Source organism: Streptomyces sp. NPDC002386 (assembly GCF_053593175.1).
The window spans coordinates 271,248-297,702 of the sequence record NZ_JBSFBX010000008.1; the positions used below are offsets into that span (position 1 = coordinate 271,248).

The window sequence follows — 26,455 nt, forward strand, 5'->3', positions numbered from 1 at the left end:
TTCGGGCATGACGCCCAAAGGAGAAGAAAGCAGCGGGCCGGGTCCGGCCCGGCTGAGCGGTCTCGACGAACGGATCACCGGGGCCCTGGTCGGGGCGGCCGTCGGCGACGCGCTCGGCGGCCCCGTCGAGGGCTACTCCCCCGACCAGATCACCGACCGCCACGGCGGCCGCGTCCACGGCGTCGTCGGCCCCTGGCACGGCGAGGACTGGCGCACCGCCCGCCCCATCGCCCCGTACCACAAGGGCGACGGCCACGTCACCGACGACACCCTGATGACCCACGCGCTGGTCCGGGTCTACGCCCGGGTCCGCGACCACCTGGACGCCTACGCGGTCGCCGACCACCTGGTCCCGGACCTGATGACGAACCCGCGCTGGATCCCGGAGCTGGAGACCGAGACGCTGCCGCTGCACCGCCTCTTCCTCGCGGAGAAGTGGCTGGTGGCCCGGCTGGCCTACGGCCACGTGGACCCGCGCGAGGCGGGCGTCGGGAACATCGTCAACTGCGGCGCGGCGATGTACATGGCCCCCGTCGGCCTGGTCAACGCGGCCGACCCGGCCGCCGCCTACGCCGAGGCGCTGGACGTGGCGGGCGCGCACCAGTCGTCGTACGGCCGCGAGGCCGCCGGGGTCTTCGCCGCCGCGGTCGCCGCCGCCACCGCGCCGGGCGCCACCCCGGACTCCGTGGTCACCGCCTGCCTGGACCTGGCGAAGGACGGCACGCGCGCGGCGATCGAGAAGGTCTGCGAAGTGGCGCGAGGGCACCGGGACTTCGAGTCGGCGCTGGCCCCGCTGCGGGCGGCGGTCGCCCCGTACGACACGGTCGGCCCCGACTACCGCGCCCCCTCCCTCGGTGCCCGGCGCCCCTCCCGGCTGCACTCGATCGAGGAGCTCCCGGTGGCCCTGGGCATGCTGCTGGTCGCCGGCGGGGACTACCGCCACGCGGTGCTGGGCTCGGTCAACTACGGGCGCGACTGCGACTCGATCGCCACGATGGCCGGCGCGCTCGCCGGCGCCCTGGGCTCGCCGGTCCCAAGGGACTGGGCGAAGACGGTGGCGGAGGCGAGCCGGCTGGACCTGTGGGAGCCGGCCCGCACGCTCACCGGGGTCACCCGCGAGATCTTCCGGCGGGACGTGGACCGCAGACGGGCGCACGAGCGGGCGTTCGCGGCGCTGGGAGGCACCTCGTGCTCCGACTGACCTGGGTGCAGCCCGAGGACCTGCTGGGCCACGAACTCGTCCAGGCCCGCCTGGACGGACGGGAGCCGGCCCGGATCGAGGCGCGGTGGCGGGCGGCCGGGGGCCCGGCGGCCCCGGAGCGGGCGGGGGCCTCACCGCAGCGGGCCTCGCGCTATCTGCGTCTCCTCGCGGAGGACCTGCTGGACGAGCTGGCCGACCTGCCGAGCAGACTGGCCGAGGACGAGCCGACGGACCTGGCCGGGATCAGGGCCGCCTGCCCCGACTGGCCCGCCGCGCGCCCCCGCGGGGAGACCACCCCCCTCGCGCTGGAAGCGGCCTGGCTGGGCAGGGCGGCCGGCTGCCTGCTCGGCAAGCCCGTCGAGAAACTCCCCCTCGACGGCATCCGGGCCCTCGCGAGGGCCACCGGCAACTGGCCCCTGACCACCTGGTTCACGGCCCGTGGCGTCCCCGGGGACCTCCTCGCCCAGTACCCCTGGAACCGCCGCTCGGCCCCGACGTCCCTCGCCGAGAACATCGACGGCATGCCCGAGGACGACGACCTCAACTACCCGCTGCTGGGCCTGCTGCTGCTGCGCCGCCACGGCCGGGGCTTCAGCACCGCGGACGTCGCGGCGCTCTGGCTGGACGAGCTCCCGCCCGGCCGCGCCTTCACCGCCGAGCGCGTCGCCTTCCGCAACCTGCTCTGCGGTATCGAACCCCCGCACACCGCCCGCCACCGCAATCCCTTCCGCGAGTGGATCGGCGCCCTGATCCGCGCCGACGTCCATGGCTGGACCAACCCCGGCGACCCCGCGGCCGCCGCCGAACAGGCCCACCGCGACGCGCTTCTCACCCACACCGCCAACGGCGTGTACGCGGCGATGTTCATGGCCGCCACGCTCGCCGCGGCGGCCGGCGGCGACACGGACGTGCACGCCTGCCTGCGCGCAGGCCGCACGGTGGTCCCGGACCGCTCACGGCTGGCCGCGGCCGTCGACCACGCGCTCCGGCTGGCCGCGCGGCACGAGGACTTCGACGACGTCGTGGACGAACTGCACGCCGCCTACGCGGCCACCCACCACTGGGTCCACGCCATCCCGAACACCGCCCTGACCGTCGCCGCCCTCAGCCACGCGGACGGCGACTTCGGCGGCTCCGTCTGCCGTGCGGTGTCCGGCGGCTGGGACACGGACTCCAACGGGGCGGCCGCCGGCAGCGTCGCCGGCCTCCTGGCCGGCAGCCCGGAGGCGCTCCCCGACCGCTGGCGGGCCCCGCTGAAGAACCGGCTCGCCACCACCGTCGCCGACTTCGACGGCAGCGGCTTCGACACCCTCGCCCGACTCACGCACCTGGAGACGACCCGCCCATGACCCACATCGCCGTCCTCGGCAGCACGAACATGGACCTCGTCACCTATGTCGCCAGGGCCCCGCAGCGCGGCGAGACCGTGACCGGCCGGGACTTCCGCACCGTCCCCGGCGGCAAGGGCGCCAACCAGGCCATCGCGGCGGCCCGGGCCGGAGCCACGGTCTCGATGATCGGCGCGGTCGGCAACGACGCCTTCGGCGTCCGCCTGCGCGACACCCTCGAACACTCGGGCGCGGACACCGACTTCCTGCGCACGGTGGAGGGCCCCTCCGGCACCGCGCACATCGTGGTGGACGACGAGGGCGGCAACTCCATCGTCGTCATCCCCGGCGCGAACGGCACCGTCGACCACCTCGTCGCCGGCGACGAGGGCGTCATCGCCTCCGCCGACGCCCTGCTGCTGCAACTGGAGATCCCGCTGGCCGCGGTGGTCGCGGGGGCGGAGGCGGCACGACGGCACGGGGTCCGCACGGTCCTCACCCCCTCCCCCGCCCAGCCGCTGCCCCCCGATCTCCTGGAGGCCACCGACCTGCTGGTCGCCAACGAGTACGAGGCCGTCACCCTCACCGGCCGCACCGACCCCCACGCGGCCGCCGCCGCCCTGATGGAGCTGATCCCCGAGGTCGTCGTCACGCTGGGCGCGACCGGCTGCCTGTACCTGGCCCGGGGCGCCGAACCGCTGGTGGTACCGGCGCCGCAGGTCAAGGCGGTGGACTCCACCGGGGCGGGCGACACCTTCGTCGGAACGCTCGCGGTGGCCCTGGCCGAGGAGAAGCCGGTGCGCGAGGCGCTGTCCTGGGCGGCGGCGGCCGCGGCCCTGTCCGTGCAGCGGGAAGGCGCTTCGGCGTCGATGCCGTACCGCCCGGAGATCGAGGCGCAGTACAACGCATGAGCACACAACCCGAGAACAGGCGCCCCGGGCAGCCCCGCTCCCTCGACGGCCTGCGCGTCCTGGACCTGGCCACCCTCTTCGCCGGCCCCATGGCCGCCACCCTGCTCGGCGACTACGGCGCCGACGTGATCAAGGTGGAACATCCGGGGCGGCCCGACCCGTCCCGGGGCCACGGCCCGGCGAAGCACGGTGTCGGCCTGTGGTGGAAGGTGCTCGGGCGCAACAAACGCACGATCACCCTCGATCTGTCCCGGCCCGGCGGCCGCGCGACGCTGCTACGGCTGGCGGCCACCGCCGACGTGGTGATCGAGAACTTCCGCCCCGGCACCCTGGAGAAGTGGGACCTGGGCTGGCCCGAGCTGTCCGCGGCCAATCCGCGGCTGGTCCTGGCCCGGGTCACGGCATTCGGCCAGTTCGGCCCGTACGCGCACCGCCCCGGCTTCGGGACGCTCGCCGAGGCGATGAGCGGGTTCGCCGCGCTCACCGGCGAACCGGACGCGCCGCCGACCCTGCCGCCCTTCGGTCTCGCCGACTCGGTCGCGGCGCTGGCCACGGCCTACGCGGTGCTGACGGCGCTGGCGGGACGGGACCGCACCGGCGAGGGCCAGGTCGTGGACATGGCGATCATCGAGCCGATCCTCGCGGTCCTCGGCCCCCAGCCCACCTGGTACGACCAGCTCGGCTACGTCCAGGAGCGCACCGGCAACCGGTCCGCGAACAACGCCCCGCGCAACACCTACCGCACCGCCGACGGCGCCTGGGTCGCCGTCTCCACCTCAGCCCAGTCGGTGGCGGAGCGGGTGATGCGGCTGGTGGGGCGCCCGGAGCTGATCGAGGAGCCGTGGTTCGCCACCGGCGCGCAGCGGGCCGCGCACGCCGACGTGCTGGACGCGGCGGTCGGGAGCTGGATCGCGGCCCGCGACCGCGCCGAGGTGCTCGCGGCCTTCGAGAAGGCGGAGGCGGCGGTGGCCCCGGTCCAGGACGTCCGGGACGTCCTGGCCGATCCCCAGTACCAGGCCCTGGACACCGTCACCACCGTCGACGACCCGGAACTGGGCCCGCTGCGCATGCAGAACGTCCTCTTCCGGCTGTCCGGCACGCCCGGGGCGATCCGCTGGGCCGGCCGCCCGCACGGCGCCGACACCGACGCGGTCCTCACCGAGCTGGGCCTCGGCCCGCAGGAGCTGCGCGCCCTGCGTGAGGAGGGCGCCCTGTGACGCCGTACCCGCTGACCTGGCTGTACGCCCCCGGCGACCGGCCGCACGTCGTGACCAAGGCGCTGGCCTGGGGCGCCGACGTGGTGGTGATCGACCTGGAGGACGCGGTCGCCCCCGACCGCAAGGAGTACGCCCGGGCGGCCACGGCCGAACGGCTGGCCGAGCCGCAGCGGGTCCCGGTGCACGTCCGGGTCAACGCGCTGGACGGCCCCTGGGCGGCCGCGGACCTCACGGCCCTGGCCACGCTGCCGGGCGTGACCGGGCTGCGGCTGCCGAAGGTGGACTCCGCCGGGCAGGTCAGACAGGTCGCCGTGGCCACCGCCCGCCCCCTGTACGCCCTCCTGGAGTCGGCCCTCGCCATCGAGCACGCCTACGCCATCGCCGCCGCCCACCCGTCCCTGCGGGGCATCTCCCTGGGCGAGTCCGATCTGCGGGCCGACCTCGGTGTACGGGCCGACGCGGGTCTCGACTGGCCGCGCTCCCGGGTGGTGGTGGCCGCCCGGGCCGCCGGGCTTCCCCCGCCCCCGCAGTCCGTCCATCCCGACATCCGCGATCTGGACGGCCTCGCCGCGTCCTGCGCCCGGGGCCGGGCCCTTGGCTTCCTGGGCCGCGCGGCGATCCACCCGCGGCAGCTCCCGGTGATCGAGCGGGCCTACCTGCCGACCCCGGCGGAGCTGGAGCACGCGGAGACGATCATCAAGGCGGCGGCGTCGGACCAGGGCGCCCAGGCCCTGCCCGACGGCCGCTTCGTCGACGCGGCGGTGGTGGCCGCCGCGCGGCGGACGCTGTCGCTGGCGCGCCGGGAGTGACGGAGCGGCGGTCCGGCGGCACGCGGCCGGTCACGCCGAAGGGCGCTCCGGAGATCCGGAGCGCCCTTGGGTGCGTGTCCTCGGCCGTCAGCTCTTCTTCGCCGACTCCGCCTCGTCCCTGGCCTCCACCGCATCCGGCTCGGCGGGCTTCCGGGGCTCGTCCCCGGCCCGGTCCCCGGTCTTCTTCCCGGGGTCGTCGCCCGTCTCGTCCGCGGCCTTGGCCGGGGCGCTCTCCCCGGCCCCGTCCTCGGTCCCGGTCTCGGGGCCGGTGGTCCCGGCGTCGGTGACGCCCGGCTCGACCACCGCTTCCCGGCCGGGCCGCTTCCTGGCCGACCACGCGATGTACGCGACCGCGAGCAGGAACACGATCAGCGCGGTCCAGTCGTTGAGGCGCAGGCCCAGGATGTGATGGGCGTCGTCGACGCGCATGTACTCGATCCAGGCGCGGCCCACGCAGTACGCGGCGACGTAGAGGGCGAAGGCCCGGCCGTGGCCCAGGGTGAAGCGGCGGTCGGCCCAGATGACCAGGAGGGCGACGCCGATGCACCACAGGGACTCGTAGAGGAAGGTCGGGTGGTAGTAGCCCGGCACCCGGCCGCCCTCGGAGGAGGTGATGTGCAGCGCCCAGGGCACGTGCGTCTCACGTCCGTACAGCTCCTGGTTGAACCAGTTGCCCCAGCGGCCCATGGCCTGCGCGAGGGCGATGCCGGGTGCGACGGCGTCGGCGTAGGCGGGCAGCGGGATGCCCCGTCGCCGCGCGCCGATCCAGGCGCCGACCGCGCCCAGTGCGATCGCGCCCCAGATGCCGAGGCCGCCCTCCCACACCTTGAAGGCGTCCACCCAGTCACGGCCCTCGCTGAAGTACAGCTCGTAGTCCGTGATCACGTGGTAGAGGCGGCCGCCGACCAGGCCGAAGGGCACGGCCCAGACGGCGATGTCGGCGACCGTGCCGGACCGTCCGCCCCGGGCGACCCAGCGCTTGTTGCCGAGCCAGACGGCGATGAAGACGCCGATGATGATGCAGAAGGCGTAGCCGCGCAGCGGGATGGGGCCGATATAGCGCACCCCGTGCGACGGGCTGGGGATGTAGGCAAGTTCCATGGCAGGGTCGACGCTACCGTGCCGGGCCGGGAGGACGGCAAGCGGACGGGCTACGGGTCCATAACGGGGAGGTGGGAAACACCTACCCCTGGTTCTTCTGCTCCACCATCTGCTTCAGCTTCTCCGGGGTCATCGTCTGGTCCTGGTAGATGTTCTTGCCGTCCAGCAGGACGGTGGGCGTGCTTCCGTAGCCGCCGGCCTCGAACGCCTTGTGGGCCTTGTTCACCCAGCCGTCATGGGTGCCGTTGTTGACGCACTTGCGGAACGCCGGGGTGTCGAGCCCCTTCACCTTTCCGGCGAGCTGGATCAGCTTGGCGTTGTTCCCGAAGGCGTCGTCGGTCTCCTGGGGCTGGTTCGCGTACAGCACGTCGTGGTAGTCGCGGAACTTGCCGGCGTCCTGGGCGCACGCCGCGGCGTTCGCCGCGCGCAGCGAGCCCGTGCCGCGGAGGTTGCCGTCGATCAGCCGGACCAGGTGGTACTCGACTCTGAGCTTGCCCGCGTCGGTCAGCTCGTGCAGCGTCCGGCGGTACCGCGTCTCGAAGGACATGCAGGCCGGGCAGCGGAAGTCCTCCCAGACCGTGAGCGTCGACCTGGCGCCGTCCTTGCCGACCGGGATCGCCAGGCTGTCCTGGCCCTTCGCGCCCGAGGGGACCACGACCGGGCCCGAAGCGGTGCTGCTCTTCCCGCCCTTGCCCGACTTGGCGGCGACCACGCCGATCACCGCCGCGAGTCCCAGGACGCAGACGACGCTCGCGCCCACGATCAGCGTGCGGCGCCGCCGGTCCGCGGTCCGCTGCTTCTCACGCTCGGTCGCAATCCGCTCGCGGGCGGTGCGCTTTCCGTCACGGTTCTTCTCGCTCACACCCCCAGAACGAACCGGGGAGGCGCAGCGCGCCTCCCCGGCCCGAGGTCCACTCGTTCGAGTGACCGAATCTTCCGTTGTGAACGGATGACGCCGCCTATGGGTGCCTACGCCTGTCGGCGCACACCCTTGGCCAGGTCACCGGCGAGCTCGCGCACCGCCGCGAGACCGGCGGCGTGGTCGGGGGCGTCCAGCATCCGCTTGACGAACGCCGAGCCCACGATGACGCCGTCGGCGAACCCGGCGACCTCGGCGGCCTGGGCCGCGTTGGAGACGCCGAGCCCCACGCACACGGGCAGTCCGGTGCCGGTGGCCCGGGTGCGTTCCACCAGGTCGTGCGCCTGCGCGCCGACGGACTCGCGGGTGCCGGTGACGCCCATCAGCGAGGCCGCGTAGACGAAGCCGCTGCCCGCCTCGGTGATCCGCGCCAGCCGCTCGTCCTTGCTGCTGGGGGCGACGACGAAGACGGTGGCGAGGCCGTGCTTCTCGGCGTGCTCCCGCCACAGGGCGGACTCCTGCACCGGCAGGTCGGGCAGGATGCAGCCCGCACCGCCCGCCTCGGCCAGCTCGGCGGTGAAGCGCTCGACGCCGTAGCGGTCGATGGGGTTCCAGTACGTCATCACGAGCACGGGCTTGCCGGTGGCCTCGTGGGCCTCCCTGACCGTGCGCATGACGTCGGCGATCCTGACCCCGCCGCGCAGCGCGATGTCGTCGGCGGTCTGGATGACCGGTCCGTCGAGGACGGGGTCGCTGTGCGGCAGACCCACCTCCACGACGTCCGCGCCGCCGTCGAACGCGGCCCTGATCGCCTCGATGCCGCCGTCCACGGTCGGGAACCCGGCCGGGAGGTAGGCGATGAGCGCGGACCGGCCCTCGGCCTTCGCGGCGGCGAGGGTGTCCGTCAACAGCCGGATGTTGCCGCTCACTTGGCGTCCCCCTCGATCTCGGCGGTGTCGGCTTCGTTGGCGGCCACCTCGGCGTCGGTGTCGTAGAGGCCGAAGTAGCGCGCCGCGGTGTCCATGTCCTTGTCGCCGCGGCCGGACAGGTTGACGACGATCAGGCCGTCCGGGCCCAGCTCCCGGCCGACCTCCAGGGCGCCGGCGAGGGCGTGGGCGCTCTCGATGGCCGGGATGATGCCCTCGGTGCGCGACAGCAGGCGCAGGGCCTGCATGGCCGCGTCGTCGGTGACCGCGCGGTACTCGCCGCGGCCCGAGTCCTTGAGGTAGGAGTGCTCGGGGCCGATGCCCGGGTAGTCCAGGCCGGCCGAGATGGAGTACGGCTCGGTGATCTGGCCCTCGTCGTCCTGCAGGACGTAGGACCGGGAGCCGTGCAGGATGCCCGGCTCGCCGGCGGTGAGGGTGGCCGCGTGCTCGCCGGTCTCGATGCCGTGCCCGGCGGGCTCGCAGCCGATGAGCCGGACCCCCTCGTCGGGGATGAAGGCGTGGAAGAGGCCGATGGCGTTGGAACCGCCGCCGACACAGGCGATCGCGGCGTCGGGCAGCCGCCCGGCGCGCTCCAGGAGCTGCCGCCGGGCCTCGACGCCGATGACCCGGTGGAAGTCGCGGACCATGGCCGGGAAGGGGTGCGGGCCGGCCACGGTGCCGAACAGGTAGTGGGTGCGGTCGACGTTGGCCACCCAGTCCCGGAACGCCTCGTTGATGGCGTCCTTCAGGGTGCGGCTGCCGGACTTCACGGCCACGACCTCGGCGCCGAGCATGCGCATGCGGGCGACGTTGAGGGCCTGCCGCCGGGTGTCGACCTCGCCCATGTAGATGGTGCAGTCGAGGCCGAACAGCGCGCAGGCGGTGGCGGTGGCGACACCGTGCTGACCGGCTCCGGTCTCGGCGATGACGCGGGTCTTGCCCATGCGCTTGGTGAGCAGGGCCTGCCCGAGCACGTTGTTGATCTTGTGGGAGCCGGTGTGGTTCAGGTCCTCCCGCTTGAGGAAGACGCGGGCGCCACCGGCGTGTTCGGCGAACCTCGGCACCTCGGTCAGTGCGCTGGGCCGGCCGGTGTAGTTCACCAGCAGGTCGTCGAGCTCACGGGCGAACTCGGGGTCGGCCTTGGCCTTGTCGTACTCGACGGCGACCTCGTCCACGGCGGCGACGAGCGCCTCCGGGATGAACTTGCCGCCGAACGCGCCGAAGTAGCCTTCGGCGCTGGGCACCTGGCCGGTGGGATCGGGAATGAAGAACTCGCTGGGCATACGGATACCTCGCAGGGGCTGGGCCCCGGGTTGCCGGACTTGGGGTACGAGTACGCGCGCGCTGCCCTCAGCGGTGTCTCCCACAGCACCCGAGTCGGTGGGTGGGTGTGCGGAGGCGGGGGTCCGGGGACGGAAGCCCCCGGGCGGCCGGGAGGGACCGGGCCGGTGAACCGGCGTTCACAAGGAGACGCGGCTCAGCTCACCGCGGGTGAAGCGCACGCGGAGCGACGCCATCGCATGCCGTTCACCTGTCCGGGCTCGTCCCCGATCACGTAGCGGACCCGCCGCCCGTGCACCCGCCGCGCGGGGGCACGGCAGCCGCGGGGCCGGCAGCCGCGGGCGAGGCGGGCGTAGGCGTCCCGCGTCGCCGGGGTGATCGGAGGAGTCATCGGGGCCAGCCTATCCGGAGGTCAGCCCCGCCCGTGCCGGAGCGCGGGGTGCTCGCCGGCGGCGACCAGGTCGGACACGGCGGCCTTGGGGTCGCGGCCGGTGACCAGGGACTCGCCGACCAGCACCGCGTCGGCGCCGGCGTTGGCGTAGGCGATCAGGTCGTGCGGCCCGCGCACTCCGGACTCGGCGACCTTGACGAGGTGGTCGGGGATCTCCGGGGCGACCCGCTCGAACGTCCCGCGGTCGACCCGCAGGGTCTTCAGGTTGCGCGCGTTGACGCCGATGACCCGGGCGCCCGCGTCCACCGCCCGCTCGACCTCGTCCTCGTCGTGCACCTCGACCAGCGGGGTGAGGCCGATGGAGACGGCGCGCTCGATCAGCGACTCCAGGGCCGGCTGGTCCAGGGCGGCGACGATCAGCAGCGCGAGGTCGGCGCCGTAGGCGCGAGCCTCCCAGAGCTGGTACGACGTGACGATGAAGTCCTTGCGCAGGACCGGGATGTCCACGCGCGCGCGGACCGCCTCCAGGTCGGCCAGCGAGCCGCCGAAACGGCGCTCCTCGGTGAGGACCGAGATGACGGCGGCGCCGCCCGCCTCGTAGTCCGCCGCGAGCCCGGCCGGGTCGGCGATCGCGGCCAGCGCGCCCTTGGAGGGGCTGGAGCGCTTGACCTCACAGATGACCTTGACGCCGTCGCCCTTGAGCGCGGCCACCCCGTCCTTGGCGGGGCGGGCCTTCGCCGCGCGCTCCTTGAGCTCGTCGAGGCTGACGCGCGCCTGCCGCTCCGCGAGGTCGGCACGGACTCCGTCGATGATCTCGTCGAGCACACTCACGCGAGCGGCCCCCTTTCAGACGGTCGTTCCTTCAGGTTCCGAAACCTGTGGTCACTGCGATGGTATCCGGAGGACGGCCGAGGCCTCGCATCCGGTGGACGGCGGTCCCACGACCTGGACGTCCGCCGCGGGGTCAGGGATGCAGCCAGCCGCCGAACGGCAGGTTCCGGACAATGGTGAACACCAGCAGCAGCGCGCCGGCGGTCCACATCGGGACCCGGCCCGGTTCGAACCGCGCCGCCCGGCCGCGCGCCGCGCGCACCACCCAGACGGTCCACAGCACCGCGAAGCCGAGGTAGGCGGCCACCCCCGCCGCGTTGTCGTGCAGGGCCGTGAGGAGGTCGCCGTGGACGAAGGCGTGGGCGCTGCGCAGTCCGCCGCAGCCGGGGCAGTACAGGCCGGTCAGGCCGTAGAGCGGGCACACCGGGTAGTGGCCGGGCTCGTTGGGGTCGACGCTGCCCACGTACGCGAAGGCCCCGGCGACGGCCGCGAGGACACCGACCGGGACGACGAGCCGGTTCCAGCGGGTGGCGGGGGTGGTGCGCGGGGCGATGCCGCTGTCGGGGTTCACGTCGGCATTCTGCCCCGCACGCGCGCCGCACGCGCGCGAGGGGCGGCCCCACCGGATGTGGTGGGGCCGCCCCTCGCGGGTGCGCTGCGGCGGGCTCAGCCCTCGGCGCCGGCCGGCTCGCGGCTCGTGACGTGGCCGCCGTGCGGGGCGGTCCGGGTGCGCTTGTGCTGGCCGAGGCCCATGGCGCGCATGGCGGCGCCGACGACGCCGCCGAGGAGCACGATCACCATGCCGGCCCAGAAGCCGACCGGCTGGGCCATCACCATGAAGGCACCCGCGACGCAGAAACCGATGAAGGCGATGATGACGCCGGTCCAGGCGGCCGGGGTGTGACCGTGGCTGCTGCCCGCCATGACTTGCTCCTCGTTGTTTGTACGTGTCGAAGTACGTGTCCGTACGGTTGCGAGCGCGTCACCGTCCGAGCCGGGCGCTCTTCGTCCATTGTCCCGTACGCACGCGCGTGCCGGACGCGGGGGTGGCGTCTGGTTCGCCACATCCGGCCGGGTGCGGGCGCGAGCTCAGGCGCCGGTGGGGTCCTCGCCGCGGTCCAGGGCCTTCCAGATCTCCTCGGGGCGCTCCGGGTCGGCCGGCGGCCCGGCCTTGCGGCGCGGACGGTCCGAGCCGCGCTCGTAGCGGCCGGACATCGCGGGCCAGCGGGCTCCGTAGCGCAGCGCCAGCACGCCGGCGAGCAGGATCAGCAGGCCGCCGGCGGCGGCGACGTAGGGCCAGCCGGTGTGCGACAGGGCGGTGACCGCGGCCGAGGTGTCGCCGGTGGTCCGGGCGGCCTCCTCGTCCAGCGCGGAACTGTCGGAGGCCCCGGCGAACGCGGCGGCGACGATGCCGGCGCCGCTGAGCGCGAGCAGCGCGGCGACGGCGAGGCGGCCGGCCCGGCGGACGGCGAAGACGGCGACGAGCGCGGCCAGCCCCACTATGGCCAGGGCCGCGGGGACGCCGGTGACGTCGCTGCCCTTGGCGGTCAGCGGGAACGCGCCGCCGGCCACCGTGGCGGTGCCCTCCGACCAGCGCTGCCGGCTCGCGAGCAGGGTCACGGCCGCGCCGAGCGCGCCGGACAGCAGGGCCACGGCGAGGCTCCGCCGGCCGGACCGGCTGGGTGCGGCGGCTTCGGAACGGGGGTGAGGTACGGCAGTCACGTACTCCACTATCGCCTGAACCCCGGGTGAGGCGTCACCCGGGGTTCGGCACGGGCGCTCTAACCGCCCAGTCGGTTGGCCGTGTGCACCGCCCGCAGCACCGCGGCGGCCTTGTTCCGGCACTCCTGGTCCTCGGCGGCCGGGTCGGAGTCGGCGACGATGCCCGCCCCGGCCTGGACGTGGGCGGTCCCGTCGCGGAGCAGGGCCGTGCGGATGGCGATCGCGGTGTCGGAGTCGCCCGCGAAGTCGAGGTAGCCGACGCAGCCGCCGTACAGGCCGCGCCGGGACGGTTCGAGCTCGTCGATGATCTGCATGGCGCGGGGCTTGGGTGCGCCGGAGAGGGTGCCCGCCGGGAAGCAGGCGGTCAGCACGTCGAAGGCGGTCCGGCCCTCGGCGACCCGGCCGGTCACCGTGGAGACGATGTGCATGACGTGCGAGTAGCGCTCGATGGACATGAAGTCGACGACCTCCACCGAGCCGGGCTCGCAGACCCGGCCGAGGTCGTTGCGGCCGAGGTCGACCAGCATCAGGTGCTCGGCGCGTTCCTTGGGGTCGGCGAGCAGTTCGTCGGCGAGGGCCTGGTCCTCCTGCGGGGTGGCGCCGCGGTGCCGGGTGCCGGCGATGGGGTGGACCATCGCGCGCCCGTCCTCGACCTTCACCAGCGCCTCGGGGGACGAGCCGACGACGTCGAACCCGTCGAAGCGGAACAGGTACATGTACGGCGAGGGGTTGGTGGCCCTGAGGACCCGGTAGACGTCGAGCGCGCTCGCCGTGCACGGGGTCTCGAAGCGCTGCGAGGGCACGACCTGGAAGGCCTCGCCCGCGCGGATGCGCTCCTTGACGTCCTCGACGGCCGCCCGGAAGTCGGGGCCGCCCCAGCGGGCGGTGTACTCGGGCAGCTCCGAGGGCGGCAGCACCGCCGGGGGCTGGGCGACCGCGCGGCCGAGGTCGGCCTCCATGGCGTCGAGGCGGGCCACCGCGTCGGCGTGGGCCTCGTCGACGCCGGTCTCGAGGTCGTTGTGGTTGATCGCGTTGGCGATCAGCAGGACCGACCCCTCCCAGTGGTCCATGACGGCGAGGTCGCTGGTGAGGAGCATGGTCAGCTCGGGCAGCCCGAGGTCGTCGCGCTCGCCGGGGCCGATCTTCTCCAGGCGGCGGACGATGTCGTAGCCGAGGTAGCCGACCATGCCGCCGGTGAAGGGCGGCATGCCCTCCTGGTGCGGGGTGTGCAGGGTCTGGACGGTGGCGCGCAGGGCGGCGAGCGGGTCGCCGTCGACGGGGACGCCGACGGGCGGGGTGCCGAGCCAGTGCGCCTGGCCGTCGACGGTGGTGAGGGTGGCCGCGGAGCGCACGCCGACGAAGGAGTAGCGGGACCAGGAGCGCCCGTTCTCCGCGGACTCCAGCAGGAAGGTGCCGGGGCGTTCGGCGGCGAGCTTGCGGTAGAGCGCGACCGGGGTGTCGCCGTCGGCGAGGAGCTTGCGGGTGACCGGGATGACACGCCGGTCGGTGGCGAGCTTGCGGAAGGTCTCGAGGTCCATGGCGGCAGACCCTACTGACCAGCGGTCGCCGGGCGGCCCTGCGGGGCGCTCGCGCCGGAGTCGTCCCGGAACAGGACGTCCTCGTCGAAGCAGGTCCGGGCGCCGGTGTGGCAGGCGGCGCCGACCTGGTCGACCTTGACCAGCACGGTGTCGGCGTCGCAGTCCAGGGCGACCGACCTCACCCACTGGACGTGGCCGGAGGTGTCTCCCTTGACCCAGTACTCCTGGCGGCTGCGCGACCAGTAGGTGCAGCGGCCGGTGGTCAGCGTGCGGTGCAGCGCCTCGTCGTCCATCCAGCCGAGCATGAGCACCTCGCCGGTGTCGTACTGCTGGGCGATGGCCGGGAGGAGTCCGTCGGCGCTGCGCTTCAGGCGCGCGGCGATCTCGGGGGCGAGAGAGCTGGTCATGGGTGCCATTGTGCCGCGTGGGCCGGACGGTTTTGGGTTCCTGTCCAGGGGATGGGCGGTCGGTGGACGGCATCCGGGACGGGCCCGGGTGGCGGGGTGACGGGTGGGCGGACCGGTTACGGAGTCGTAGGCTGACTCCATGTCGACCTTCGCCAAGCGTGAACGGCTCCTGCTCGCCGACCTCTTGGAAACCGTCGGGCCGGACGCCCCCACCCTCTGCGAGGGCTGGCGGACCCGGGACCTGGCCGCGCACGTGGTGGTGCGCGAGCGCCGCCCGGACGCGGCGGGTGGCGCGCTGATCAAGCCGCTGGCCTCCCGCCTGGAGAAGGTGCTGGCCGAGTACGCCGCGAAGCCCTTCGAGGAGCTGATCCAGCTCATCCGGACCGGTCCGCCGCGCTTCTCGCCGTTCCAGCTCAAGCAGGTCGACGAGGCCGCCAACACGGTCGAGTTCTACGTGCACACCGAGGACGTGCGCCGGGCCCAGCCGGAGTGGAGCCCGCGCGAGCTGGACACGGTGTTCCAGGACGCCCTGTGGTCGCGTCTGGAGCGCACCGCCCGGCTGCTGGGCCGGGGCGTGCCGACCGGTCTGGTGCTGCGCCGCCCGGACGGCCAGACGGCGGTGGCGCACCGGGGTGTGCCGGTGGTGACGGTGACCGGTGAGCCCTCGGAGCTGCTGATGTTCGCCTTCGGCCGGCAGAGCGAGGCGAAGGTGGAGCTGGACGGCGACGAGAACGCGATCGCCACCCTGCACGAGTCGAAGCAGCTCGGCTTCTGAAGCCGGGCCTTTCGGGACCGTGGGATCCGGGACCGGGCATCCGGGAGGCGCCGCATGATCAAGGTCGCGATGACCAGTGTGTTCGTGGACGACGTGGCGAAGGCGCACGCCTTCTACACGGAGGTCCTGGGGTTCGAGACCCGGCTGCACATGGATCCGGGAGGCGGTACGCCCTTCGTCACGGTGGGGGCGCGCGAGGGGGCCCAGCCGGACCTCCAGTTGCTGCTGGAGCCCGGGCAGGGCCCGATCGCGGAGCCGTACCGCACGGCGCTCTACGAGGCGGGGATCCCGTGCATCGTCTTCTCCGTGGACGACCTGCCGGCGGAGTACGAGCGGCTGCGCGGGCTCGGTGTGCGGTTCCCGCATCCCCCGCGGGAACAGGGCCCGGTGCTCGCGGCGGTGTTCGACGACTCGGTCGGCAACCTGGTGCAGCTCACTCAGCCGAGGGTGTGAGCGTCAGCGGGGCAGTTCGGCTCGGCGCAGCCCGGAGACGGCCAGGGCGACCACCCCGCCGAGTCCGCAGACCGCGGCGCTGGTCACGAACACCGGGCCGAGACCGAAGGCCCCGATGGCGGCGGCGGCGAAGGGCATGCTCAGCGGGGCCAGGCCGAGGCTGACCACACTGGCGACGGCGGTGACCCGGCCCAGGTAGGCGGGGTCGGTCAGCGTCTGCAGCAGGGCTCCGCACAGCACCCCGCTGAGCCCGGCCAGCAGCCCGATGAGCAGGGCGATGCCGACCGCCCCGACGAGCTGGGGCACGTACGCGAGGGCGCCGATGGCGACCGAGCCGGCGAGGATCGCCCAGCCGGCGACCAGTCCCGCGCGCGGCACCCGGCCCCGCACGGCGAGCAGCAGCGAGGCGGCGCCCGCTCCGGCGCCGAATCCGGCGAGCACCCAGCCCATGCCGGCGGCGCCCCAGCCGCGCCGGTCGGCGAGCAGGGTCAGGCCGACGTTGAGCGGGCCGACGAAGCCGAAGTCGCCGAGGGCGATGGCGAGCATGAGCGGGGCGAGGACGCGGTGGCCGCGGATGTAGCGCAGGCCGCCGGCCAGATCGGCCCAGGCGGTGGTGCGCGGGGCGCCGGCCTTGTCGTCGCCGGGCAGGGGGCGCAGGCGCACGGAGATCAGAAGCGGTACGGAGACGGCGATCAGCAGTCCGGCGAGGGCGAAGGCGGCCGGCGCGCCGCCCAGGGCCACGCCGAGTCCGCCGAGCGGGGCGCCGGCGACGCCCGCGCAGCGGATGGCGAGGCCGCGCATGCCCTGCACGCGGGCGAGCTGTCCCTTGCCGGTGATCCTGGCCGGGAGGGCGCCCACGGCGGGCATGAACACGGCGTCGACGGTGCCGAAGAGCAGGGCCAGCAGCGCGAGCGGCCACAGGCCGGGGCCGGTGAGGAACAGCAGGGCGGCCACCGCGAGGACGGCCGCGCAGCGCACGGCGTCGCTGCCGATGACGACGCGGCGCGGGCCGAGCCGGTCGGCGAGCACTCCCCCGCCGAGCATCAGCACGGCCCTGGGCAGCGCGCTGACGGACATCACGACACCGGCCTGCGCGGGGGTGCCGGCCTGGACGGCGGCCCAGGACAGGGCGATGTAGTAGACGCTGTCGCCGAGCATGGAGGCGGTGTAGGCGCCGAGCCAGCGCAGCACGTTGGAGTCGCGGTGGGCGGGGCGGTCCTCGGTGGCGGAGGCCGGGGGTATGAGCGTTTCGGTCACGGCGGGGCCCTTCTCAGACGCGGAACGGGAATCCGTACACGTGCAGCGCGACGTGCTCGCGCCCTTCGGTCTCGCCGTCGGCTTCGGCGGACCGGCCCGACTCGTCGTACCGGCGGATCAGTGCGAGCAGTTCGTCCTGCAGTTCGCGCAGTTCGGGCGCGGTGAGGCGGAGCAGGGACTCGCTGTCGGCCGCGGCCGCGTTCCACTCGGCGCTCCACGTGGGCCGTTCGTCGAGGTAGCGGCGGTAGAGGTCGGTGCGCTGGTCGTGGAAGAGCCGGGTCGCCGCCAGGTGCGCTGCCGCCGTCTCGGGTGCGTCCCGGAAGTCCTTGTCACGGATGCTCACGCCCTCGGAGGAGGGCTGCCACCAGCGTTCCCGGCCGTCCGCGCTCTGCGGCCGGGCCTCCTCGATGAGGCCGTGCTCGGCGAGCTTGCGCAGGTGGTAGCTGACCAGCGAGACGGCCTCGTCGACCTGGTCGGCGAGGTGCGACGCGGTCGCCTTGTCGGCCACGCACAGGGCTCGGTACAGCTTCATCCGCAGCGGGTGGGCCAGTGCCTTCAGCGTGCCCACGTCCGTGATGGGACGGCTCCCCTTGGCTGTCATGTCTCCGACTCTAGATGTGAAAGAAAAATTGCACAATGAATGTTGCGCAACTTCTCTTTCGCATCTGCGGGGAAAGCGGGGTCCCGGCCATGAGAAAGCCCCGGCTGCCTCGTCGGGCGGCCGGGGCCGGGTGTTCGGGAAGGCGTCACCGCACGGGGTGGCCCGCCTCCCGCAGGGTCTGCTTGACCTCACCGATGCGCAGGTCGCCGAAGTGGAAGACGGAGGCCGCCAGGACCGCGTCCGCACCCGCGTCGACGGCCGGCGGGAAGTCCGCCAGCCGGCCGGCGCCGCCGGAGGCGATCACCGGGACGGTGACGTGCTTGCGGACCGCGGCGATCATCTCCAGGTCGTAGCCGTCCTTGGTGCCGTCGGCGTCCATGGAGTTGAGCAGGATCTCCCCGGCGCCCAGCTCGGCCGCGCGGTGGGCCCACTCGACGGCGTCGATGCCGGTGCCCCTGCGGCCGCCGTGGGTGGTCACCTCGAAGGCGCCGCCCTCGGTGCGGCGCGCGTCCACCGACAGCACCAGGACCTGCCGGCCGAACCGCTCCGCGATCTCCCGGATCAGTTCGGGGCGGGCGATGGCCGCGGTGTTCACGCCCACCTTGTCCGCGCCGGCCCGCAGCAGCCTGTCCACGTCCTCCGCGGTGCGGACGCCGCCGCCGACCGTCAGCGGGATGAAGACCTGCTCGGCGGTGCGGCGCACCACGTCGTAGGTGGTCTCCCGGTCGCCGGAGGACGCGGTGATGTCCAGGAACGTCAGCTCGTCGGCGCCCTCGGCGTCGTACACCTTGGCCATCTCGACGGGGTCGCCCGCGTCGCGCAGGTTCTGGAAGTTGACGCCCTTGACGACCCGGCCGTTGTCCACGTCCAGGCAGGGGATGACTCGGACCGCCAGGGTCATGAGGTCACGGCTCCTCTGAATGCCTCTAGTTCCACTTCGACCAGGATGCGCGGGTCGACGAAGCCCTCCACGACCAGCAGGGTCGAGGCCGGGCGGACGGAGTCGAAGAGCTCCTTGTGGGCGCGGCCCGCCGCGTCCACGTCCCGCACATGGGTCAGGTACATCCGGGTCCGCAGCACGGACGCGATACCGAGGCCGAACTCACCGATCGCCTCGAGGGCGCTGGTGAAGGCCACCTTGGCCTGTTCGTAGGGGTCGCCCTCCCCGTACAGCACGGTGCCCTTGAAGGACGTCGTGCCGGCCACCAGCACCCGGTCACCCGCCGCGACGGCGCGCGCGAATCCGAAGCTCTCTTCCCAGGGACTTCCGCTCTGCACGCGCCGCACGGTCTCGGATGTCATGACGCCACTGCCTCCAGTGCCTCTTCCAGGGTGAACGCCTTCGCGTACAGGGCCTTCCCGACGATGGAGCCCTCGACACCGAGAGGTACCAGCTCGGCGATGGCGCGGAGGTCGTCCAGGGACGACACGCCGCCGGAGGCCACGACCGGGCGGTCGGTGGCGGCACAGACGTTCCTCAGCAGCTCCAGGTTCGGGCCCTGCAGGGTGCCGTCCTTGGCGATGTCGGTGACGACGTAGCGGGCGCAGCCCTCCTTGTCGAGGCGCGCCAGCGTCTCGTAGAGGTCGCCGCCGTCCCGGGTCCAGCCGCGGCCGCGCAGGGTCGTGCCGCGCACGTCCAGGCCGACCGCGATCCGGTCGCCGTGCTCGGCGATGACCTTGGCGACCCACTCCGGGGTCTCCAGCGCGGCCGTGCCGAGGTTGACGCGGGTGCAGCCGGTGGCCAGGGCCGCGGCGAGGGTGTCGTCGTCGCGGATGCCGCCGGACAGCTCCACCTTGATGTCCATCGCCCTGGCGACCTCGCCGATCAGCTCCCGGTTGTCGCCGGTGCCGAAGGCGGCGTCGAGGTCGACCAGGTGCAGCCACTCGGCGCCGGAGCGCTGCCAGGCGAGGGCGGCCTCCAGCGGGGAGCCGTAGGAGGTCTCGGTCCCGGACTCGCCGTGCACGAGGCGCACGGCCTGGCCGTCGCGGACGTCGACGGCGGGGAGGAGTTCGAGCTTGGCCATGGTCTACAGGGTTCCGATCCAGTTGGTGAGGAGCTGGGCGCCGGCGTCGCCGGACTTCTCGGGGTGGAACTGGGTGGCCCACAGGGCCCCGTTCTCCACCGCCGCCACGAAGGGCCTGCCGTGCGTGGACCAGGTGACCCTGGGGGCCGCGATCAGCGGGTTGTTCGTCTCCAGGGCCCAGTCGTGGACGGCGTAGGAGTGCACGAAGTAGTAGCGGGCTTCCTCGTCGAGGCCGGCGAACAGCTCGGAGTCCTCCGGGGCGTCGACGGTGTTCCAGCCCATGTGGGGCACGACGTCGGCCTCCAGCGGCGCGACCGTGCCGGGCCACTCGTCGAGGCCCTCGGCCTCCACGCCGTGCTCGATGCCGCGCGCGAAGAGGATCTGCATGCCGACGCAGATGCCCATGACCGGACGGCCGCCGGACAGCCGGCGGTCGACGACCCAGTCACCGCGGGCCGCGCGCAGGCCCTGCATGCACGCGGCGAACGCGCCGACGCCCGGCACCAGCAGGCCGTCGGCGTTCATCGCCTTGTCGAAGTCGCGGGTGATCTCGACGTCGGCCCCCACGCGCGCGAGCGCCCGCTCTGCGGAGCGGACGTTGCCGAAGCCGTAGTCGAAGACGACGACCCTCTTGCCGCTCAATTCCACACCTCCAGCCGCATGACGCCCGCGACCAGGCACATCGCGGCACCGATCGAGAGCAGCACGATGAGGCTGGTGGGCATCTTCTGCTTGGCGAAGGAGATGATGCCGCCGACCAGGAAGAGGCCGACGACGATCAGGACGGTGGACAGACCGGTCATGGGGTTACAGCGCGCCCTTCGTCGACGGGAGGATGCCGGCCGCGCGCGGGTCGCGCTCGGAGGCGTAGCGGAGCGCCCGGGCGAGCGCCTTGAACTGGCACTCCACGATGTGGTGCGCGTTGCGGCCGTAGGGCACGTGCACGTGCAGGGCGATCTGCGCCTGGGCGACGAAGGACTCCAGGATGTGCCGCGTCATCGTGGTGTCGTACTCGCCGATCATCGGCGCCATGTTCTCGGGCTCGGTGTGCACGAGGTAGGGGCGGCCGGAGAGGTCGACGGTGACCTGGGCGAGGGACTCGTCCAGCGGGACCGTGCAGTTGCCGAAGCGGTAGATGCCCACCTTGTCGCCGAGGGCCTGCTTGAAGGCGGCGCCCAGCGCGAGGGCGGTGTCCTCGATGGTGTGGTGGGAGTCGATGTGCAGGTCGCCGTCGGTCTTCACGGTCAGGTCGAACAGACCGTGCCGGCCGAGCTGGTCGAGCATGTGGTCGTAGAAGCCGACGCCGGTGGCGATGTCGGTCCTGCCGGTGCCGTCGAGGTCGATCTCGACCAGTACCGAGGTCTCCTTGGTGGTGCGCTCCACGCGTCCGACGCGGCTCATGACTGGGTCTCCTTCTGCAACTCACGGACCGCGTCGAGAAACGCGTCGTTCTCCTCCGGGGTGCCGGCGGACACCCGCAGCCATCCCGGTACGCCGTTGTCCCGGACCAGCACGCCCCGGTCGAGGATCTTCCGCCAGGCCTCGTGGGCGCTGTCGAAGCGGCCGAACTGCACGAAGTTCGCGTCGGACTCGATCACCTCGAAGCCGATCGCGCGCAGCTCGGCGACCAGCCGGTCCCGCTCGGACTTCAGCTGCTCGACGTAGCCCAGCAGGGTGCCGGTGTGCTCCAGGGCGGCCAGGGCGGTCGCCTGGGTGATCGCCGACAGGTGGTACGGCAGCCGGACGAGCTGCACGGCGTCCACGACCGCCGGGTCGGCGGCGAGGTAGCCGAGGCGCAGTCCGGCGGCGCCGAACGCCTTCGACATGGTGCGCGAGACGACCAGGTGGGGCCGGCCCGCCAGCAGCGGCAGCAGCGACGCGCCGTGGCTGAACTCGATGTAGGCCTCGTCCACGATCACCATGGACGGCTTGGCCTCCTGGGCCGCCTCGTACAGCCCGAGGACCGTCTCGGGCGGAACGGCGTTGCCGGTGGGGTTGTTGGGGGTGGTGACGAAGACGACGTCGGGGCGGTGCTCGGCGATGGTGCGCCGGGCGGCGGCGAGGTCGATCCCGAAGTCCTCGCCGCGGGGCCCGGAGATCCAGCCGGTGCCGGTGCCGCGCGCGATGAGCGCGTGCATCGAGTACGACGGCTCGAAGCCCATGGCGGTGCGGCCCGGTCCGCCGAAGGTCTGCAGCAGTTGCTGGATGACCTCGTTGGAGCCGTTGGCCGCCCAGACGTTCTCGATGCCGAGCGGGTACTTGCCGGTGTCCGTCAGGTACTTGGCCAGCTCGGTGCGGAGCTGGACCGCGTCCCGGTCGGGGTAGCGGTTCAGGTCGCGGGCGGCCTCCCGGACCCGCTCCACGATCCGCTCGACCAGCGGTTCGGGCAGCGGGTAGGGGTTCTCGTTGGTGTTCAGCCGTACCGGGACGTCCAACTGGGGCGCTCCGTAGGGGGACTTGCCGCGCAGCTCGTCCCGTACGGGCAGATCGTCGATGCCGGTCACTTGCTCTCGGGTACCTTCCAGCCGAACCTCGCCTTGACCGCCGCGCCGTGCGCGGGCAGGTCCTCCGCCTCCGCCAGCGTGACCACGTGATGCGCGACCTCGGCCAGCGCGTCCTTCGTGTAGTCGACGATGTGGATGCCGCGCAGGAAGGACTGCACGGACAGGCCGGAGGAGTGGCAGGCGCAGCCGCCGGTGGGCAGGACGTGGTTGGAGCCGGCCGCGTAGTCGCCCAGCGAGACGGGCGCCCAGGGGCCGATGAAGACGGCGCCGGCGTTCTTCACCCGGTCGGCGATCGCGGCGGCGTCGGCGGTCTGGATCTCCAGGTGCTCGGCGCCGTACGCGTCGACCACCCGCAGGCCCTCCTCGACGCCGTCCACGAGGACGATCGCGGACTGCTTGCCGGCCAGGGCCGGGCGGATGCGGTCCTCGATGTGCTTGGTGGCCGCCACCTGCGGCTCCAGTTCCTTCTCGACCGCGTCGGCCAGCTCGGTCGAGTCGGTGACCAGCACGGCCGCCGCGAGCGGGTCGTGCTCGGCCTGGCTGATCAGGTCCGAGGCGACGTGGGCCGGGTCGGCGGTGTCGTCCGCGAGGATCGCGATCTCGGTCGGGCCGGCCTCGGCGTCGATGCCGATCTTGCCGGTGAAGTAGCGCTTGGCGGCGGCGACCCAGATGTTGCCGGGGCCGGTGACCATGTCGGCGGGCGGGCAGGACTCGGTGCCGTGCGCGAACATCGCGACGGCGGTGGCGCCGCCGGCCGCGTAGACCTCGTCCACGCCGAGCAGCGCGCACGCGGCGAGGATCGTCGGGTGCGGGAGACCGCCGAACTCGGCCTGCGCCGGGGAGGCGAGCGCGATCGACCCGACTCCGGCCTCCTGCGCCGGGACCACGTTCATGATCACGGACGAGGGGTAGACGGAGCGGCCGCCGGGCGCGTACAGCCCGACGCGCTCGACCGGCACCCACTTCTCGGTCACGGAGCCGCCGGGCACGACCTGGGTCGTGTGCGTCGTACGGCGCTGCGCGCGGTGGACCAGCCGGGTCCGGCGGATCGACTCCTCCAGGGCGGCGCGCACGGCCGGGTCGAGGGTCTCGAGGGCCTCGGTCAGCGCCCGGGCCGGGACACGGACGGATTCCAGTCGCACTCCGTCGAACTTCTCGGCGAAGTCGATCAGCGCCGCGTCGCCCCGATGATGCACGGCCTCGCAGATCGGACGCACCTTCTCCAGGGCGGCCGAGACGTCGAAGTCGGCTCGGGGCAGCAGGTCGCGCAGGGCGGGGCCCTCGGGGAGGGCGTCGCCGCGCAGATCGATTCGGGAGATCACGTACTCAATTCTCTCAGACCCGCGTCCGTAGCCGTCCGCGCGTATCAATGGCTGATACAGAACGTGGCCGGAACGTGGAAGATCACCTTCACGTCTAGTGTGCCGGGCGTCACCCAGCGGGCATGAACGGGTGTACGGGGCAGACGAATTGTCAGCGTTCGGGGAAGAAGGAAAGAGCGGTGACCGAGGGGTCCGGCAGCAACGCCGGGGATCTGCCGGAGGGCCTGAGCGCGGCCGAGGCCGGCATGTGGCAGGCCTTCCGCAACGGCAGTGTGTACGACCTGAGCAGCGGGGACGCGGTGGTGGACGATCCGCACGGCGGCCATCCCTGGGGTCCGGAGCGCAGTGTCAGGGCGCGCTTCGTCTGCTGGCTGCTGCTGGACGGGCCGCCCGCGCTCGCGGGGCGGGTGTCCGCGCTGAAGCTGGCCGGTGTGCGGATCACCGGCACCCTGGAGCTGGCGGGCGGCACGGTCATGCCGTACGTGGAGATGCGCGGCTGCCGCTTCGACGACCAGGTGCTGCTCCCGGAGGCCCGCTTCACGACCGTGCGCCTGGTGAACTGCGCGCTGCCCCGGCTGGAGGCGGCCCGGGTCACCACGGAGGGTGACCTGCACCTGCCGCGCTGCCGCTTCCAGAACGGGGTGCGGCTGACCGACGCGCACATCGGGACGGACCTGCTGCTGAACCAGGCCGTCGTCCACCGGGACCGCAGCGGCCGCTCCATCGCGGCGGACGGCATGAACGTCGGCCAGGACCTGCAGGCGGAGCTGCTGGAGTCGCACGGCGAGCTGAGCCTGCGCGGCGCCCAGGTCGGGGGCTCGCTGAGCCTGCGGGGGGCGAAACTGGCCAATCCGTACGCGCGTCTGGCCCTGAACGCCCCCCAGCTGACGGTGGGGCGCACCCTGTACCTGACCCCGGCGGGGGTGGGCAATCCGCTGCTCAGCGGGACGACCCCGGCGCGCGGGACGCGGATCCAGCGCTTCGAGTGCCAGGGCGGGGTGCGGCTGGACGACGGCCGGTTCGGGGACGCCGTGGACCTGGAGCGGGCCCGGTTCCTGCTCACCGACGACCAGGACCTGTCGCTGCGCCGGGTGCAGACGCCGGAGCTGCGGTTCCTGGGCGACCGGCCGCAGCGCGGGCAGGTGAAGCTGTCCGGCGCGCGGATCGCCATCCTGGTGGACCGCGCGGGGAGCTGGCCGGGCCCGGGCAGCCTGCATATGGGCGGCTTCACCTACGAGAGCCTGGTCCCGCGCGGCCCGTTCCCGCTGACCCGGCGGCTCGACTGGGTGGCGGCGGCGACCGCCGAGTACAACCCGGAGCCGTACGAGCGGCTGGCGTCGGTGCTGCGCGCGGCCGGGGAGGACGAGGACGCGCGCGAGGTGCTGCTCGCCAAGCAGCGCCGGCGCCGCGAGACGCTGCCGCCGGCGGGCAAGGTCTGGGGCTACATGCAGGACTGGGCCGTGGCCTACGGCTACCGGCCGGGCCGGGCGGCGGTGTGGATGGCGGTGCTGTGGGCGGCGGGCACGCTCGCCTTCGCGCACGCCGAGCACCCGCCGGTGGACCCGGGCGAGCATCCGTCCTGGAGCCCCGCCCTGTTCGCGCTGGACCTGCTGCTGCCGGTGATCGACCTGGGCCAGGTCGGCCAGTGGCAGCTCCGCGGCGGCTGGCAGTGGCTGTCCGCGGTGATGATCATCATGGGCTGGATACTCGCGACCACCGTGGCGGCGGGGGCGACCCGGCTGCTGCGGCGGAGCTGACGGCCGGGCGGCCCGGGGCTCGCGAGCGACGGCTCACGGCACACGGTTCACACCCCGCAGCTCACCGGCAGGTACATCCCCATGGTTGAACCGTCACCCTTTGCCCGTCCTTGACCTTATGTCGTACAACCTTTCCTGACTTGGCCGGACCCTCTGGCGCTCTCCCGACCTGCGGTCTTTCAATGGTCGACACCATGGCTCTGCTGCCGGCGTTCCTCCGCCCCACCCGGACGACACGACGTGCCTCGACCCCCTCCGCCCCGCCCCAGGGCGCATTCGAGGCCGTCCTCGACGCGCCCGACGACCACCTCTCGCCCGCGCTGGTCGCGGCCGCCCGGGGCGAGTACGGCGCGGCCTCCGCACTGCTCGCCGCCACGCGCGCGGCCGGCCAGTGGGAGGACCGGGACCGCCACACCAGGGGGCTCGCGGCCTTCGCCCGCTCCCGCCCCGAGTGGTTCGAGGCCTGGCGGACGGCGGCCCCCGGCGACCCCGACGCCGCTGTGGTCGCGGCCCAGCTCGCGGTGGACCGCGCCTGGCCCTCACCGGCACGCGCCGAGCTGCTGCGCGAGGTGAGCCCGCTGATCACGGCCGCCGCGCGCGCCGACGACCGCGACCCGGTGCCCTGGCGGATCGCCCTCGACCACGCGCGTGGTTCCCGGGCCGGCCACCGCTACTTCGAGGAGCTGTGGGAGGCGGCGATCCGGCGTGCCCCGCACCACTACGGCTGCCACGTGGCCGCCCTGCGGTATCTGGGGACCTTCTGGCACGGCTCGCACCGCGAGTGCTTCGACTTCGCCGACCTCGCCGCGCAGGACGCCCCGGCCGGCTCGCTGGTCCAGGCGCTGCCGGCCCGGGCGGCCTTCGGCTATCTGAACGACGACTGCGGGCCGGAGGTGCCGCGCGAGCGGCTGGACGCGGCGGCCGACCGGGCGGTGTCGCTGTCCGCCCGCTTCCCGGCCGCCCTCCCGGGGCCCGCCCCGATCCGCAACAAACTGCTGTACCTGCTCGTCCGGCTGGGCCGGTGGGAGGACGCGCGCACCCAGCTCGGCCTGATCGGCCCGTACGCCACCTCGTTCCCCTGGGAACGGTTCTCCGACGACCCGCTCGGCCAGTTCCTGCGGCTGCGCGAGGGACTCCTCGGGGCCACTGCGCCGGCCCTCCTCACCGGGCTGGTGAGGACGCCGCCGCGGCCGCCGGGCGGGCACCGCGGCCGAGCGCCCGCCGCCGACCATTAGGCTGG

The 26,455-nt window shown here is 73.5% G+C and carries 30 protein-coding genes; 9 read left to right on the plus strand and 21 right to left on the minus strand.

The features are described 5' to 3' along the window. The first annotated feature begins 7 nt into the window (after positions 1-7). From ACWCPN_RS18500 to ACWCPN_RS18520, 5 genes are read left to right on the plus strand one after another with little or no spacing between them, the layout of a single operon-like run. On the plus strand, positions 8-1,201 hold the full coding sequence (locus tag ACWCPN_RS18500; protein WP_451207202.1) for an ADP-ribosylglycohydrolase family protein: 1,194 nt from the start codon (positions 8-10) through the stop codon (positions 1,199-1,201). Further along, positions 1,189-2,550 (plus strand): ADP-ribosylglycohydrolase family protein, encoded by a 1,362-nt coding sequence (locus ACWCPN_RS18505; RefSeq protein WP_451207204.1) that lies wholly within the window; start codon positions 1,189-1,191, stop codon positions 2,548-2,550. The genes ACWCPN_RS18500 and ACWCPN_RS18505 overlap by 13 nt, the downstream gene beginning before the upstream one ends. Beyond that, positions 2,547-3,440 (plus strand): ribokinase, encoded by an 894-nt coding sequence (gene rbsK / locus ACWCPN_RS18510; protein WP_451207207.1) that lies wholly within the window; start codon positions 2,547-2,549, stop codon positions 3,438-3,440. The genes ACWCPN_RS18505 and rbsK overlap by 4 nt, the downstream gene beginning before the upstream one ends. Then, entirely contained in the window at positions 3,437-4,657 is a 1,221-nt protein-coding gene (locus ACWCPN_RS18515) for a CaiB/BaiF CoA transferase family protein (RefSeq protein ID WP_451207209.1), read from the plus strand. The genes rbsK and ACWCPN_RS18515 overlap by 4 nt, the downstream gene beginning before the upstream one ends. Beyond that, entirely contained in the window at positions 4,654-5,466 is an 813-nt protein-coding gene (locus ACWCPN_RS18520) for an HpcH/HpaI aldolase/citrate lyase family protein (RefSeq protein ID WP_451207212.1), read from the plus strand. The genes ACWCPN_RS18515 and ACWCPN_RS18520 overlap by 4 nt, the downstream gene beginning before the upstream one ends. An 87-nt stretch (positions 5,467-5,553) precedes the next feature. Here the strand turns inward: ACWCPN_RS18520 and lgt are convergent, their stop codons facing one another. The 11 genes from lgt to hisI all read right to left on the minus strand — a co-directional run bounded on the left by lgt (position 5,554) and on the right by hisI (position 14,531). Next, on the minus strand, positions 5,554-6,567 hold the full coding sequence (lgt, locus tag ACWCPN_RS18525; protein ID WP_451207215.1) for a prolipoprotein diacylglyceryl transferase: 1,014 nt from the start codon (positions 6,565-6,567) through the stop codon (positions 5,554-5,556). Between the two features lie 82 nt (positions 6,568-6,649). Then, on the minus strand, positions 6,650-7,429 hold the full coding sequence (locus tag ACWCPN_RS18530) for a DsbA family protein (protein ID WP_451207218.1): 780 nt from the start codon (positions 7,427-7,429) through the stop codon (positions 6,650-6,652). 107 nt (positions 7,430-7,536) lie between these two features. Further along, complete coding sequence (trpA, locus tag ACWCPN_RS18535) at positions 7,537-8,355, minus strand: tryptophan synthase subunit alpha (RefSeq protein WP_451207221.1); 819 nt, start codon at positions 8,353-8,355, stop codon at positions 7,537-7,539. Further along, the gene (trpB, locus tag ACWCPN_RS18540; RefSeq protein WP_199210175.1) at positions 8,352-9,635 is read right to left on the minus strand and encodes a tryptophan synthase subunit beta; all 1,284 of its coding nucleotides are present in this window, start codon (positions 9,633-9,635) and stop codon (positions 8,352-8,354) included. The genes trpA and trpB overlap by 4 nt, the downstream gene beginning before the upstream one ends. A 194-nt stretch (positions 9,636-9,829) precedes the next feature. Continuing rightward, on the minus strand, positions 9,830-10,024 hold the full coding sequence (gene trpM, locus ACWCPN_RS18545; protein WP_365126562.1) for a tryptophan biosynthesis modulator TrpM: 195 nt from the start codon (positions 10,022-10,024) through the stop codon (positions 9,830-9,832). A gap of 21 nt (positions 10,025-10,045) precedes the next feature. Further along, a complete protein-coding gene (gene trpC / locus ACWCPN_RS18550; RefSeq protein WP_392294999.1) occupies positions 10,046-10,855 on the minus strand; it encodes an indole-3-glycerol phosphate synthase TrpC in 810 nt (269 codons plus the stop codon). A 133-nt stretch (positions 10,856-10,988) separates the two neighbouring features. Continuing rightward, positions 10,989-11,426, minus strand: coding sequence for a DUF2752 domain-containing protein (locus ACWCPN_RS18555; RefSeq protein ID WP_451207224.1), 438 nt, complete (start codon positions 11,424-11,426; stop codon positions 10,989-10,991). Positions 11,427-11,521: 95 nt separating this feature from the next. After that, positions 11,522-11,779 (minus strand): HGxxPAAW family protein, encoded by a 258-nt coding sequence (locus ACWCPN_RS18560; protein ID WP_451207227.1) that lies wholly within the window; start codon positions 11,777-11,779, stop codon positions 11,522-11,524. Positions 11,780-11,944: 165 nt separating this feature from the next. Further along, positions 11,945-12,586 (minus strand): TIGR02234 family membrane protein, encoded by a 642-nt coding sequence (locus ACWCPN_RS18565; protein WP_365126568.1) that lies wholly within the window; start codon positions 12,584-12,586, stop codon positions 11,945-11,947. Positions 12,587-12,636: 50 nt separating this feature from the next. Beyond that, the gene (locus tag ACWCPN_RS18570; protein ID WP_451207229.1) at positions 12,637-14,115 is read right to left on the minus strand and encodes an anthranilate synthase component I; all 1,479 of its coding nucleotides are present in this window, start codon (positions 14,113-14,115) and stop codon (positions 12,637-12,639) included. Positions 14,116-14,126: 11 nt separating this feature from the next. Then, complete coding sequence (gene hisI / locus ACWCPN_RS18575; protein ID WP_451207232.1) at positions 14,127-14,531, minus strand: phosphoribosyl-AMP cyclohydrolase; 405 nt, start codon at positions 14,529-14,531, stop codon at positions 14,127-14,129. 130 nt (positions 14,532-14,661) lie between these two features. Between hisI and ACWCPN_RS18580 the strand changes: the two genes are divergently transcribed. Together ACWCPN_RS18580 and ACWCPN_RS18585 are read left to right on the plus strand one after the other, a co-directional pair. Next, positions 14,662-15,297, plus strand: a complete 636-nt coding sequence (locus ACWCPN_RS18580; protein ID WP_451207235.1) for a TIGR03085 family metal-binding protein — start codon at positions 14,662-14,664, stop codon at positions 15,295-15,297. Between the two features lie 54 nt (positions 15,298-15,351). Continuing rightward, positions 15,352-15,750, plus strand: a complete 399-nt coding sequence (locus tag ACWCPN_RS18585) for a VOC family protein (RefSeq protein WP_199210182.1) — start codon at positions 15,352-15,354, stop codon at positions 15,748-15,750. A gap of 3 nt (positions 15,751-15,753) precedes the next feature. Here ACWCPN_RS18585 and ACWCPN_RS18590 read toward each other — a convergent pair whose 3' ends face one another. The 10 genes from ACWCPN_RS18590 to hisD form a co-directional block, all read right to left on the minus strand. Then, on the minus strand, positions 15,754-17,007 hold the full coding sequence (locus tag ACWCPN_RS18590) for an MFS transporter (protein ID WP_451207238.1): 1,254 nt from the start codon (positions 17,005-17,007) through the stop codon (positions 15,754-15,756). Between the two features lie 13 nt (positions 17,008-17,020). After that, the gene (locus tag ACWCPN_RS18595) at positions 17,021-17,608 is read right to left on the minus strand and encodes an ArsR/SmtB family transcription factor (RefSeq protein ID WP_199210184.1); all 588 of its coding nucleotides are present in this window, start codon (positions 17,606-17,608) and stop codon (positions 17,021-17,023) included. 145 nt (positions 17,609-17,753) lie between these two features. Continuing rightward, positions 17,754-18,509 (minus strand): imidazole glycerol phosphate synthase subunit HisF, encoded by a 756-nt coding sequence (hisF, locus tag ACWCPN_RS18600; RefSeq protein WP_199210185.1) that lies wholly within the window; start codon positions 18,507-18,509, stop codon positions 17,754-17,756. Next, positions 18,506-18,910: a RidA family protein gene (locus tag ACWCPN_RS18605; RefSeq protein ID WP_451207242.1), complete on the minus strand. Its 405-nt coding sequence runs from the start codon at positions 18,908-18,910 to the stop codon at positions 18,506-18,508. Before ACWCPN_RS18605 ends, hisF begins: the two co-directional genes overlap by 4 nt. Further along, the gene (gene priA / locus ACWCPN_RS18610) at positions 18,907-19,632 is read right to left on the minus strand and encodes a bifunctional 1-(5-phosphoribosyl)-5-((5-phosphoribosylamino)methylideneamino)imidazole-4-carboxamide isomerase/phosphoribosylanthranilate isomerase PriA (RefSeq protein ID WP_365126580.1); all 726 of its coding nucleotides are present in this window, start codon (positions 19,630-19,632) and stop codon (positions 18,907-18,909) included. Before priA ends, ACWCPN_RS18605 begins: the two co-directional genes overlap by 4 nt. Positions 19,633-19,635: 3 nt before the next feature. Then, positions 19,636-20,280, minus strand: a complete 645-nt coding sequence (hisH, locus tag ACWCPN_RS18615; RefSeq protein ID WP_365126582.1) for an imidazole glycerol phosphate synthase subunit HisH — start codon at positions 20,278-20,280, stop codon at positions 19,636-19,638. Continuing rightward, positions 20,271-20,435, minus strand: a complete 165-nt coding sequence (locus ACWCPN_RS18620) for a hypothetical protein (RefSeq protein WP_199210187.1) — start codon at positions 20,433-20,435, stop codon at positions 20,271-20,273. The genes hisH and ACWCPN_RS18620 overlap by 10 nt, the downstream gene beginning before the upstream one ends. A gap of 4 nt (positions 20,436-20,439) precedes the next feature. Beyond that, positions 20,440-21,033 carry an imidazoleglycerol-phosphate dehydratase HisB gene (gene hisB / locus ACWCPN_RS18625; protein WP_030783530.1) on the minus strand — a complete coding sequence of 198 codons (594 nt, stop codon included), beginning with the start codon at positions 21,031-21,033 and terminating at the stop codon, positions 20,440-20,442. Further along, positions 21,030-22,136 carry a histidinol-phosphate transaminase gene (locus ACWCPN_RS18630; RefSeq protein ID WP_451207246.1) on the minus strand — a complete coding sequence of 369 codons (1,107 nt, stop codon included), beginning with the start codon at positions 22,134-22,136 and terminating at the stop codon, positions 21,030-21,032. The genes hisB and ACWCPN_RS18630 overlap by 4 nt, the downstream gene beginning before the upstream one ends. Then, positions 22,133-23,458 (minus strand): histidinol dehydrogenase, encoded by a 1,326-nt coding sequence (gene hisD, locus ACWCPN_RS18635; protein ID WP_451207249.1) that lies wholly within the window; start codon positions 23,456-23,458, stop codon positions 22,133-22,135. Before hisD ends, ACWCPN_RS18630 begins: the two co-directional genes overlap by 4 nt. Before the next feature lie 179 nt (positions 23,459-23,637). On the opposite strand from hisD, the gene ACWCPN_RS18640 reads away from it, so the two are divergent. Together ACWCPN_RS18640 and ACWCPN_RS18645 are read left to right on the plus strand one after the other, a co-directional pair. Then, positions 23,638-25,215, plus strand: coding sequence for an oxidoreductase (locus ACWCPN_RS18640; RefSeq protein WP_451207252.1), 1,578 nt, complete (start codon positions 23,638-23,640; stop codon positions 25,213-25,215). Positions 25,216-25,397: 182 nt separating this feature from the next. Beyond that, positions 25,398-26,450, plus strand: coding sequence for a hypothetical protein (locus ACWCPN_RS18645; protein ID WP_451207255.1), 1,053 nt, complete (start codon positions 25,398-25,400; stop codon positions 26,448-26,450). Positions 26,451-26,455 lie beyond the last annotated feature (5 nt).